General features: G+C 60.6%; 10 protein-coding genes. 4 read left to right on the plus strand and 6 right to left on the minus strand.

What is annotated here, in order from left to right:
• Positions 1-3: 3 nt before the first annotated feature.
• Together J7447_RS23020 and J7447_RS23025 are read right to left on the minus strand one after the other, a co-directional pair.
• A complete protein-coding gene (locus J7447_RS23020) occupies positions 4-1,611 on the minus strand; it encodes a carboxyl transferase domain-containing protein (RefSeq protein ID WP_209171063.1) in 1,608 nt (535 codons plus the stop codon).
• Between the two features lie 75 nt (positions 1,612-1,686).
• Positions 1,687-2,328: a TetR/AcrR family transcriptional regulator gene (locus J7447_RS23025; protein WP_209171064.1), complete on the minus strand. Its 642-nt coding sequence runs from the start codon at positions 2,326-2,328 to the stop codon at positions 1,687-1,689.
• Between the two features lie 222 nt (positions 2,329-2,550).
• Between J7447_RS23025 and ppk2 the strand changes: the two genes are divergently transcribed.
• Together ppk2 and J7447_RS23035 are read left to right on the plus strand one after the other, a co-directional pair.
• Positions 2,551-3,459, plus strand: a complete 909-nt coding sequence (gene ppk2 / locus J7447_RS23030) for a polyphosphate kinase 2 (RefSeq protein ID WP_055659675.1) — start codon at positions 2,551-2,553, stop codon at positions 3,457-3,459.
• Between the two features lie 264 nt (positions 3,460-3,723).
• Positions 3,724-4,731 carry a Gfo/Idh/MocA family oxidoreductase gene (locus J7447_RS23035; protein ID WP_075283366.1) on the plus strand — a complete coding sequence of 336 codons (1,008 nt, stop codon included), beginning with the start codon at positions 3,724-3,726 and terminating at the stop codon, positions 4,729-4,731.
• A gap of 133 nt (positions 4,732-4,864) precedes the next feature.
• Here the strand turns inward: J7447_RS23035 and J7447_RS23040 are convergent, their stop codons facing one another.
• The gene (locus tag J7447_RS23040; protein WP_209171065.1) at positions 4,865-5,704 is read right to left on the minus strand and encodes an MBL fold metallo-hydrolase; all 840 of its coding nucleotides are present in this window, start codon (positions 5,702-5,704) and stop codon (positions 4,865-4,867) included.
• A 96-nt stretch (positions 5,705-5,800) separates the two neighbouring features.
• Between J7447_RS23040 and J7447_RS23045 the strand changes: the two genes are divergently transcribed.
• Entirely contained in the window at positions 5,801-6,730 is a 930-nt protein-coding gene (locus tag J7447_RS23045; protein ID WP_209171066.1) for a helix-turn-helix domain-containing protein, read from the plus strand.
• Between the two features lie 52 nt (positions 6,731-6,782).
• Positions 6,783-7,664: a hypothetical protein gene (locus tag J7447_RS23050; RefSeq protein ID WP_209171067.1), complete on the plus strand. Its 882-nt coding sequence runs from the start codon at positions 6,783-6,785 to the stop codon at positions 7,662-7,664.
• Between the two features lie 86 nt (positions 7,665-7,750).
• On the opposite strand, the gene J7447_RS23055 is transcribed toward J7447_RS23050, so the two are convergent.
• Genes J7447_RS23055 through J7447_RS23065 form a run of 3 tightly spaced genes read right to left on the minus strand, consistent with a single transcriptional unit; the run spans position 7,751 to position 11,881 of the window.
• On the minus strand, positions 7,751-8,590 hold the full coding sequence (locus tag J7447_RS23055; protein WP_286189454.1) for an inositol monophosphatase family protein: 840 nt from the start codon (positions 8,588-8,590) through the stop codon (positions 7,751-7,753).
• Between the two features lies 1 nt (position 8,591).
• Positions 8,592-9,653 carry an ABC transporter ATP-binding protein gene (locus J7447_RS23060; protein ID WP_168687497.1) on the minus strand — a complete coding sequence of 354 codons (1,062 nt, stop codon included), beginning with the start codon at positions 9,651-9,653 and terminating at the stop codon, positions 8,592-8,594.
• The gene (locus tag J7447_RS23065; protein ID WP_209171068.1) at positions 9,650-11,881 is read right to left on the minus strand and encodes an iron ABC transporter permease; all 2,232 of its coding nucleotides are present in this window, start codon (positions 11,879-11,881) and stop codon (positions 9,650-9,652) included. The genes J7447_RS23060 and J7447_RS23065 overlap by 4 nt, the downstream gene beginning before the upstream one ends.
• Between the last annotated feature and the right edge of the window lie 181 nt (positions 11,882-12,062).

Here is a 12,062-nt window from a genome sequence, read left to right on the forward strand (position 1 = left end):
GGATCACATCCTGAAGAGACCGAAGCGCGTGTCTTCGATCGGGGCGTTGAGGGCTGCCGACAGGGAAAGGCCCAGAATGTCCCGGGTCTTGCGTGGGTCGACAATGCCATCGTCCCAGAGCCGGGCAGTCGCGTAAAGCGGGTGACCCTGCTGTTCGAACTGATCGATGATCGGTTGCTTGAAGGTTTTTTCCTCATCCGCCGACCAGCTGCCACCCTTGCGCTCGATACCGTCGCGGCGGACGGTGGCAAGCACGCCGGCGGCCTGTTCGCCGCCCATGACCGAAATGCGGGAATTGGGCCAGGTCCAGAGGAAGCGCGGCGAATAGGCCCGGCCGCACATGCCGTAGTTGCCGGCGCCGAAGGAGCCACCCACCAGCATGGTGATCTTCGGGACCGAGGTGGTGGCGACCGCCGTCACCAGCTTGGCACCGTCCTTGGCAATGCCGCCGCTTTCATATTTGCGGCCGACCATGAAGCCGGTGATGTTCTGCAGGAATACCAGTGGAACCTTGCGCTGGGAGCAGAGCTCGACGAAATGAGCCCCCTTCACTGCGCTTTCGGAAAACAGAACGCCGTTGTTGGCGACAATGCCGACCGGCATGCCATGGATATGAGCGAAGCCGCAGACCAGTGTGGTGCCGTAGCGGGCCTTGAATTCATCGAAGCGCGATCCGTCGACGGTGCGGGCGATCACTTCGCGGATGTCGTAGGGCGTTTTCAGATCGGCCGGAACGACGCCGAGGATTTCGTCCGGATCGTAGAGCGGGTCTTCCGGGGTCTGCAGCGCGACGGATGGCGTCTTTGTGCGGTTTAAGCTGGCGATGGCGCGGCGGGCGAGGGCGAGTGCGTGGGCATCGTCGCGGGCCAGATGATCGGCAACGCCGGACAGGCGCGTGTGAACATCGCCGCCGCCGAGATCTTCCGCAGATACTTCCTCGCCAGTGGCGGCCTTCACCAGAGGCGGACCGGCCAGGAAGATGGTGCCCTGGTTCTTGACGATGATGGTCTCGTCCGACATGGCCGGCACATAAGCGCCGCCCGCTGTGCAGGAACCCATGACGACCGCGATCTGGGCGATGCCTTTTGCCGACATGTTGGCCTGGTTGAAGAAGATGCGGCCAAAGTGGTCGCGGTCGGGGAAGACCTCGTCCTGGTTGGGCAGGTTGGCGCCGCCGCTGTCGACCAGATAGATACAGGGTAGATTGTTTTCCGAGGCAATTTCCTGAGCGCGCAGGTGTTTCTTGACCGACATCGGATAATAGGTGCCACCTTTGACGGTGGCGTCATTGGCGAGGATCATCACCTCGCGGCCTTCAATCCGGCCGATGCCCGCGATCATGCCGGCGGCGGGGGCCGCGCCCTCGTACATCTCGTGGGCGGCCAGCATGCCGACTTCCAGGAAGGGTGAGCCGGGATCGAGCAGGCGGGAGACGCGTTCGCGCGGCAGGATCTTGCCGCGGGACACATGACGCTGTCGGGCGGTCTCGCCACCACCGTCCAGGGCTGTCTGGGCTGCTGCCTTGACGGTGTCCATGGCCGCTTCGTGGGCAGCGCGGTTTGCTGCAAACTGTTCGCTTCTCGGCGATAGGCTCGATTTCAGGATGCTCATGTCACCCGGTCTCCCTTGGATCAACCTTGTGGACGGTCGATTGAGTTCAGTTGCTTGCTCCCCACGCGTCCGGTTTCACGCCTGAGGGGCCGGAATGTCTCGGTTCTCCGGCGCAACGGCCTTGCGCGCCAGGTCCAGGTAAATCTCTTCGATATCCAGTTTCGACAGGCGGCCGCCTTGGCGGTACCAGCTAGGAATGCCAGTCAGCATGGCGATGATCGCGCGGGTGGCGACCCTCGGTTCGCGTACGCTGTAGCGCCCTTCAGCGGAGCCGGTTTCCAGAATAGCCGTCAGGATGCCCTCGTAGCGACGGCGCTCCGCTTCGACGATGTCGAAGTTGTCCGGTTCGAGATTGCGCAGTTCCATGTAGGAAATGAACACCTCGTCCGCCCGTTCCAGGTGATAGCGGATGTGAAAGCGGACAAAACGCTCCAGCGGGTCCATGTCAGCCGCAAAAGCCGCTTCGTCCCAGGCAGCAAGGAGTTCGCCCATGTGGGCGAGCATCAGGTCCTTCAGGATATCCTGCTTGGTCGGAAAATGGTTGTAGAGCGCGCCTGGCTGAACGCCGACATCGGCGGCGATTTCGCGCATGGAGACAGCGGCATAACCGTTGGCGGCAAAGCGTTTCAGGGCTGCCTTGCGCACACGTGCGGCAGTCTCCTGGCCTTTCGCGCCCGTTCTGGATCGGCTTTGCGGTCTTGCGGCTGCACTTGCCATCTTGGTTCTCCCTATCGCAAAAAATAAATGAACGTTCGTTCATTTGCAAGGGTAATTTGAGTGCGAAAGCGTTGCTGCTAGAAAGAATGACAGGGGAACAGGCGCGACTGTCAAAAAACTTTCATGGATAACCTGTTCACAGTCCTTGAGCATTCTGCGTCCGGTTGAATGCGCTGACGAACCTGGGCGTACCTCCGGGATGTATTTCAAAGGAACCGATTGATGACCGAAGAAAGTGCAAAAACCTGGGTTGAAGCGGAATGGGCAGACAGCCTGGACGAAGAGCTGGAAATGGAGATCGACGATTTTCTCGTCGCCAAGGATCTCGCCTTCATCTCCGCGAAGAAGCACAAGTCGACCATCGACCGGAACACCTATTTCCACGAGTTGCTGCGTCTGCAGGCCGAACTGGTGAAGCTGCAGGACTGGGTGCAGCATACCGGTGAGAAGATCGTGATCATCTTCGAGGGGCGCGACGCCGCCGGCAAGGGCGGGGTCATCAAGCGCATCGCGCAAAGGCTCAATCCGCGTGTCGCCCGTGTCGTGGCGCTGCCGGCACCAACCGACCGTGAAAAGACCCAGTGGTACTTCCAGCGCTACGTGCCGCATCTGCCAGCCGCCGGAGAAATGGTGTTGTTCGACCGCTCCTGGTACAACCGCTCCGGCGTCGAGCGCGTCATGGGCTTTGCCAGCGATAGCCAGGTGGAGGAGTTCTTCCACGATGTGCCGGAATTCGAGCGCATGATCGTGCGCTCCGGTGTGCGGCTGATCAAATACTGGTTCTCCATTACGGACGAAGAACAGCAGCTGCGCTTCCTGATGCGCATCCACGATCCGCTGAAGCAGTGGAAACTGTCGCCGATGGACCTGGAATCCCGCGTGCGCTGGGAGGATTACACCAAGGCCAAGGAAGAAACCTTCGAGCGGACCAATATTCCCGAAGCACCCTGGTTCATCGTGGAAGGCAACGACAAGAAGCAGGCGCGCCTCAACTGCATCAGCCACCTCCTGTCGATGATCCCTTACGAAGATATCCCGCACGACCCCATCAAGCTGCCGGAACGGGTCTACAATTCCGATTATGAGCGCAAGGTCCTGCCGGAACATCTCTACGTGCCGGAGAAATTCTGAGCCGGGACAGTGCTCCCTTCACGGGGGCGGCGCTGCTGTGTGAAATCGCGGTGAAAGACCTTCGATGTCTCCCCGGATCTCCGCTACGCTTGTCCGGGGGGGCGAGATTGATGTGACTGCCGCCCGCGTCCAGCCGATGAGGCCGGATTCAAATCAGCTTTTCACCAGCGAGCAGGCCTTTCTCCGGCCTTTCTGCCCTTGCGGAGTTAAATCGTTTTATGTCATCTGGCGTGCGTACCTCAAAATCATGGGAAGGATGCCGGCATGACGGAAAAGACTATCAGGTGGGGGATCGTTTCGACCGCGAAAATCGGTCTTGATAAGGTCATTCCGGGCATCCAGCGGTCGAAGACCGGCACCGCCTATGCGATTGCTTCGCGAGATCTCGACCGGGCAAAGGAAGCAGCGAAGGGTCTCGGCATCGAGAAGGCCTACGGATCATACGAGGAGCTGCTCGCAGATCCGGAGATCGACGCGATCTACAATCCGCTGCCCAACCACATGCATGTGCCCGTGACGATCCAGGCGGTGAACGCGGGCAAGCACGTGCTTTGCGAAAAGCCGGTGGCTCTCAATGCCGAAGAGGCAAAGCAGCTTCTGGACCTGCCGAAAGACAAGCTGGTTGCCGAAGGCTTCATGGTTCGGGCCCACCCGCAATGGATCAAGGCGCGCGAGATCGTGCGGTCCGGCGATCTGGGGGAGCTGAAGGCGATCCAGACCTTCTTCAGCTACTACAACGATGACCCGGGCAACATCCGCAACAAGGCGGATATCGGTGGGGGTGCGCTGCTCGACATCGGTTGCTACACGATGCTGGCCGGCCGGTATTTCTTCGATGCCGAACCTCAGCGGGTCGTTTCGCTGATCGACCGGGATCCCGCCTTCGGCACCGACCGCATGACCAGTGCCCTGCTCGACTTCGGCAACAACCGGCATCTCAACTTCACCGTCTCGACCCAGCTGACGCCTTATCAGCGCATTCATCTGGTCGGTACGAAGAAGCGGCTGGAAATCGTCATCCCGTTCAACGCGCCGCAGGGCGAAGCTGTTCAGATCCGGCTTGACGACGGTTCGCTGCTCGGCGATGCGGCGATGCAGTCGGATATCATCGCGCCTTGCGATCAATATGCCGAACTGGCGGATGTGTTTGGCCGGGCGATCACCGGTGAAGCGCCACTTCCTTATGGCGCGGAAGATGCCGTCCAGAACATGAAAATCCTCGACGCTATCTTCGCGTCGGCCGAAAAGGATGGCTGGGTCAGCATCGGTTAAGCCGTTCGCACACCCTGCCTCCCGCAAAGCCAGGTCCCGGCCTCGAGCCGGGACCTGTTTTTTGAGGAGACCGCGGCGCAAAGGCCTGCGCAGCCACGAAAGGACTTGGCGTGGTTGAAAAGTCGCCTTGTGTTCAAATCTCCACAAAAGCGAACCCGTTGTCGCGTGTTTCCAGGCATCCGAACCTGTCGGTAGACAGGTGCGTCGCGGCGAAAGGGATCCTGTCTGCCGACAGCCTGTCTAACAGAGCCCTTCTTGTTTTCACGGCCAGATCCGGGTCACTGTCGAGCGCATAGCGGACGTCCGGATTGGTAAATTGCAGCGCATCCGACACCACGACATCCGCGAGCAGAATGGCTTCCTTGTTGCCTGAAGAAAGGTGCAAGGCCTGATGGCCAGGGGTGTGGCCGGGCGCTGAGAGCAGGGTGATGCCATCGCCAATGTCGGCATCGCCACGATGAAGCCGCAGCTGATTGCCGACCGGTTTCGCAAGCGCCTGAATGAGACCCACCAGTGGCCGTTTGTCTTCCGGCACGGAGGTCAGCAGGGCTGCGTCGGTCCAGAAGTCCCACTCGGCGGCCTGAACGTGGATCTCTGCATTCGGGAAGAGACTGCTGCCGTTCAGTGACAGTCCGCCGATATGATCGGCATGCATGTGGGTAATGACGATATCGGTCACCGCTGCGCGCTCTTCGGTCTTTTCCGGAGCCTGCCATGTCAGCGTGCCGCTGGCCGGAAATCGTTCCTTCAGATATTCGCCCGATCCGGTGTCGACCAGGATCTTGCGGGTGCCGGTCTCAATCAACCAGGTATTGGCGCCAAAGCGTGTGCTCGGGCTGACGGCGTCCTGTTCGGTCTGTGTCACGTTGGAAAAATAGGCTGCGGGAATGTCGAGATAACCGTCCGACAGGGCCGTGACGGTCAGGTTGCCGAGTGCAAGACAGGAAGCTGATTTATCGAGAGTGCCGAGCATAGGGGTCTCCATGTGTTTGTGCTTTGGAGAAACCTAACTTCGAGCATCTTTCAGGGCGATTGGCGCAAATGACAAAGAATGTGCTAAATCAGCCAAATGGACCAATCGCTGTCGATCGCCATTCTCGCTTATCCGGGATCCTTGAAATCCGCTGTCTACGGGCTCCAGGATATTCTGGGCCATGCGGCGCGGATCAGCGATACCGGGATGAAACTGGATCTGTTGGAGGATTTTTCTGCGGCAGTGGACCGATATGACGCGGTAGTCCTGCCGCCCTCGGCAGGGACTGTCCGTCTGGAAGAGGTTCCGGCTCTTCCTGCTTTTCTCCAGCATTTGCACGGTCGCGGCGCTGTTGTCTGTTCGGCCTGTACCGGGCTGACATTCGTTGCGGCGGCCGGTCTGGCGGAGGGGCGCAAGGTTACGACCCATTGGGGACTGGAACAGCGTTTGTCAGCAACCTATCCGGACCTCAGGCTCGATACGGACAGGCTGCTGATCGAATATTCCGACCTGATCACGGCCGGAGGCCTCATGGCCTGGGTCGATCTTGCGCTGGCGCTCATCGAGCGGTTTCTGGGGTACCCGGTGGCCGTTGCCACGGCGCGGCATTTCATTGTCGACTTTCGCCGCCGCGACCAGCGCCGGTTCAGGCGCTTCCTGCCTGAACTTCGGCACGGCGATGCTTCCATCTTGAAAGTGCAGCATTTCCTGGAAACCCGGTCGGGTGACGACGTGAGCGTTGCCGATATGGTGCGCACCAGCGGGCTGCCGGCGCGGACCTTTCAAAGGCGCTTCAAGCTGGCAACGGGACTTGCCCCGAAACAGTATCTCCAGGAGCTTCGCATTGAACGTGCCAGGGATCTCCTGATCGAAACGGATCGGCCCGTCTCGGATATCTGCTTTGCGGTCGGCTACAACGACCCGCCATCCTTCGTTCGCCTGTTTTCACGCCTTTCCGGCCTGACACCGGGCGCGTTCCGCGAACAGTATCGACGGCAGTCAGATATGGCAGGGCAATCGGCTTGATCGACCCTCTTGTTGGTGCGACCTTTCCCGCTGCCGGCGAGCGCATACGAATATGAGAGAGGGACACGCGATAGGTATCTACGCAAGAACTTTGGGACTTCTGGCCGTGGTGAGCCCCTGCCTTCTCGCGGGAGGCGCCGCTGCGGACACGTTGCCTTCCCCCATCACGGGTGAGGTCGAGTTCGGCGGTCTCCAGATGAAGCTGTCAGAGGGCGACGGTCAAAGACGTTTGATCTTGGCAAACGGTGACCGTCTGCCTTTTCCGAAAGGTGGCAACATCGTTCTGGCTGTCGATCGGGTCCTGGTCTTTGATGCAGAGGGAAACACCGCCGGAAGTTTTCTTCATAACGGTCGGATTTCTTCTGAATTGCTGCAGCGGATGGCCGTTCTGGAGAGCTTTTCCGCAATAGGTGCAAACCAGACACGCGAAGACGCTGCACAGCATCTTGCTGCCTTTGGTCTGCCTCAGGCGTCTGCAGAACTGCTGGCGGCAATAAACCGGGATGTGCCGGAGTTTGCCCTCGCCAGCGGAGAAGAGTGTGGCGGCAATTGCGATTGGGCCGCGCTCAACGCCATCGAGCGTATTGCAGAAGACCTGGAACGCAAGGATGTCCGTATCTTCGAAAACGCCACTCGCTATCTTGTCGGCTTTGGGCCGCCGGAAGTAGAGGCGAACCCTGATTACATGATAGCTGCAAACCCCGCTGCGCCGCTTTACCTGTCTGCGAAGAATACAGCTGCGGCGACGGATGCACTCGGCTTGAAGTTCTTGCTGCTGAATGCGGACGAGCAAACGGACAGCCCCGGGCGCCGGGCCGTCTGCGTTCCGCTTTCAGGCTGTGGTTGGGCGGAAATCGATGTTCTGACAGAGGTTCGCCCGGAATGGCTCGAGTTTGAAAAATCGACCGGAAAATTGCTGCGCGTGATGTTTTGAGGTCGTTCAAAAGGTCCTGAATGAAAAGAAGGCGTACCTCTTCCGAGACACGCCTTTGGAGATGTTTGCAGGATTTCCCTGAAACGTCAGCTTTTCAGGAAACGCTCGCACTCCGTTGCCAGAGCCGACAGATCGTCAAACGTTCCCGGACCGGCCGCGAGAACCGGACCACCGTCCAGGATGGCATCCACCGCCACCGGGAAGGGGCGGTAGCTGCCGCCGGCTTCGGCGACTAGGCAATAGCCGGCAAGGCAATCCCAGACATGCATGGACGGTTCGTAGAAACCGGCGAGCCTGCCTGCGGCCACGGAGGCCAGCATCTGCGCGCCCGATCCGGTGCGGATGTAGTTGCCGCCACGCGCCATCAGACCGGCGATAAGCGCGCCGATCATTTCCGCTGGCACGGCGTGGTTGGCGCCGATCCCGGTCAGGCTGTTTTGCAGGGTTCTGGATGAATCAAGCCGGAGGGGTTCGCCGTTAAGTGTTGCGCCGCCGCCCTTGACGGCTGCGAAGCTCTCGTCGTCGCAAGGCACGCGGATAACACCCATGACCAGATCCGTGCCGTTGAGAAGGGCGATGGAAACACACCAGCTCGGCAGACCGTGAACGAAGGCGGAGGTGCCGTCGATCGGGTCAACCACCCAGGTGAACCCGCTGCTGCCCTGTTCGACGCCGTGTTCCTCACCCAGGATGCCGTCTTCGGGAAAAGACGTGTGCAGCCTGTCGCGGATGAGGGTTTCAACGTTCCTGTCGGCGATCGAAACGACATCCTGCAGGCCGCCCTTGATCTCTATGGTGAGGTCCTTGCGCCGCCGAAAATAGTCCAGTGCCAGGGAACCGGCTTCTTCGGCGATTTCCCGAGCTGCGGCGAACCTTGCTGTCAGCGCATCGGTCGATGGGGACATGTCTTCAGTAACCAGTGTCATCTCATGCCTCGATCAGGGCGAGCCCGCGGTTGCGGAAGCCGAGGGAAACGGCTGTGTGGGGGGCAAACGACCTTTCGACCGAATGATCGATGACGAAGAAGTTTCCGACCTGGGTCTCGATCTCGTATTCGACGTGATCGCCGAGATAGGCTGCGGTCAGGATCTCTCCGCCAAGTCCGGAAGCACCTTCCGGGTTCAGCACGACCGAGCCGGGCCGTACCGCCAGCTTGGCCTTGCCATTGGCGGTCTGGCGGGCGCGCAGTCGGTGCTGCAGGCCACCGACATCGATCAGTGTTTCGTCGCCTTCTCGCCCGACGACTTCACAGCTGACGACATTCGCCTCGCCCATGAAGTCTGCGATGAACTCTGAGACGGGTTCTTCGTAGAGTTCGCGCGGAGCGCCCTCCTGGGCGATCTTGCCGTCTTTCATGACCACGATACGGTCGGACACCGCAAGTGCTTCGTCCTGGTCGTGGGTGACGTAGACGGCGGTGAAACCGAGCCGCTGCTGCAGCTCGCGGATTTCCGTCCTGACGCGCCGGCGCAGCCGGGCATCAAGGTTGGACAGGGGTTCGTCCAGCAGAAGCACCTGTGGGTTCAGCACCAGAGCACGAGCGACCGCGACGCGCTGCTGCTGACCACCGGAAAGCTCTGCCGGCAGGCGGTGACCCATGCCGCCAAGACCGACCTGGGCAAGGCCTTCTTCCGCCCGCTCGCGCGCCTCGCGTTTTTTGTACCCGGAGGATTCCAGGCCGTAGGCAACATTGTCGAGCGCGTTCATGTGCGGGAAAAGGGCATAGGACTGGAACACCATGGAGACGTCGCGTTCATGTGCCGGAACCATGGTCACGTCCCGTCCACCGATCAGGATCCTGCCCGCGCTCGGGTGTTCGAGACCTGCCAGCATGCGCAAGGTGGTCGTCTTGCCGCAGCCGGAGGGGCCGAGCAGGGTCACCAGAGTGCCGGGTTCGATGGTGATCGACAGGTCCGGAATGGCGGTGAAGGTGCCGAAGTCCTTGCGGACGTTTTCAAAAACGACGGAGCCGGGTTTGAGGTCAGTCATGCAGTTTTCTCCTGCGCGATACGGATTTTATTGGATTTGGCCATGCCGGAGACGCGGTTTTCCCGGCGCAGGCGGCGTTCGCCGACCAGCAGTTGGAAGCCCGCAATGACCGTGATCATCACGAAGATCAGCATGGAGGAATAGGCGATGGCGATGCCGTATTCGCCGTTTTCGACGAGGCCGACGATGTAGGAGGTCGCCATGTTGTATTCCGCGCTGACCAGGAAGATGACCGCACTGATGGAGGTGATTGCCCGGACGAAGGAATAGACCAGCGCGGCGGTAATGGCCGGCCGCAACAGCGGCAGGATCACCTTGCGCAGGGTCCGGGCGCTGTTGGCCCGAAGCGTCAGCGAAGCTTCGTCCAGGCTCTTGTCGAGCTGGCTCATGGCGGCAATGCCGCCGCGCACGCCAACGGGCATGTTCCGGAAGACGAAGCAGGCAACCAGGATCAGGGCCGAGCCGGTCATCTCGATGGGCGGCAGGTTGAAGGCCATGATGTAGCTGATGCCGATGACGGTGCCGGGAATGGCGAAGCTCATCATGAGGGCAAATTCGAAGGCGTTCTTGCCGGCGAATTTCTGCCGCACGATGATATAGGCCGTCAGCAGGCCGACTGCCGCCGTCAGGGGGGCGGAGATCAGCGCGATTTCCATGGTCGTCCAGAAGGAGTTCCAGGCAACGCCGGTCCACACGAGAGCACCATCCTGGAAGGTGACCGAGAACGCCCTGGCGTAGTGTTCCAGCGTCAGGGAGTTGTCGAGACCCCAGGTCTTCACGAAGCCGCCGAACAGGATCATGCCGTAGACGACGATGGTGAAGCCCATCCAGGGAAGAACGATGCCATAGACGGTGACGGAGAGGCTCTTCGGCAGGCCTGCGTGGGCACCGCTGTCGCCCTTGCCGGTGACGGTTGCGAAGTTCTTGCCCGACAGCCACAGACGCTGCGCAAGGAAGGCAGTCAGTGTGAAGCTGAGCAGGATGATCGCGAGCACGGCGGCGCGGGACGGGTCGACCTGCGAGCCGACGACGGCAAAGAAGATTTCGGTCGAGAGCACGCCATGGCTGCCGCCAAGCACCAGCGGATTGCCGAAATCGGCCATGCTTTCGATGAAGCCGATCAGGAAAGCGTTGGCAAGGCCGGGTTTCATCAACGGCAGAGAGACGCGCCAGAACGTGCGCCAGCGGTCGGCCCGCAGCGTTTGCGAGGCTTCTTCCATCGATGGGCTGACACCTTCGACAACACCGATCAGGACGAGGAAGGAGATTGGCGTGAAGGACAGGACCTGCGCAATCCAGATGCCTGTCAGCCCATAGAGCCAACGGCTTGGTTCGATGCCGAACAGCGTGTCGAGCGCTTCGGTAACGACGCCGGAGCGGCCGAACAACAAGGTGAGTGCCAGGCCGATCACGAAGGGCGGGGTGATGATCGGCAGGACGGTCAGAAGCCGCAGGCCTTTCTTGAAGGGAAAGCGCGTGCGTGTGGCGACCAGTGCGAAGGCGAGGCCGAGAATGGTCGAGCCGAGGCCGGTCATCACCGCAAGGAACAGCGTGCGCCATGCGACGCCGCAGCGATTGCCGCCGATGACACAATCAAGGCTCCAGATCGCGGGATCCTGCATGTTGCGGATGAAGCCGTCCGGCTTGAAGGAGCCGTCGAAATCCTGCACCGAGCCGGCGAACATCGAGCCAATGGGATAGAAGATGAATACCGTCACCAGGAAGATCAGGATGGAGATCGATCCGACGACAAAGGCATCGCCCTTCATGAAGCCCCGCTCGGCAAGGCCGAAGGCGATGAAAAGGACGAAGATCAGCGAGGTGAGGATGGCACCGGCCCCCATGGCGGGCTGGCCAAGCGGCAAGGCTCCGAAGGCGGTTTCGGGAAAGGTCCAGGCCCAGCCGGTGAAGCTGATCGCAAGGCCCTGAAGTGCCATGTACAGAATGCCGATGGTACCGGTGACGACGAGCAATCGGCCGCGCTTGTTGGCGTCCGCCATGAAGCGCGCGCTGCCGCCGATCAGGAAGAGAGCCAGTGCCAGTACAAGCCACACGCGACCTTCCGCGAAGATCTGCAGAAGACCGGGCGCGAGATCGGGTGAGAACGGAAAGTCCGATGGCCACTCAAAGGAAAAGAAGCCGCGTTCGACCCTGTACCAGGGTACGATCAGAAAGGCGCCGATCCCCAGCCCGATTAGAGCGTTCAGCCGTTTGTTGCCACTCAGCATGGCCACCCCTGTATTTATGGTTTTTCAATAACGGTCGTACCCCGCCGCATGGCTATTGCGATGCGCTGGCGAAGCCGGCCGGAAGTGCGGACCTGCCGCGGCACTGCCATCGATGTGCAGATGCTTGTGGCGGCAGCTTTCAGCGAACGTACGTCCGCCTTGCTGCGCAGTCTGTCCGGGC

The organism is Labrenzia sp. R5_0 (assembly GCF_017743835.1).
Taxonomy (GTDB): domain Bacteria; phylum Pseudomonadota; class Alphaproteobacteria; order Rhizobiales; family Stappiaceae; genus Roseibium; species Roseibium algicola.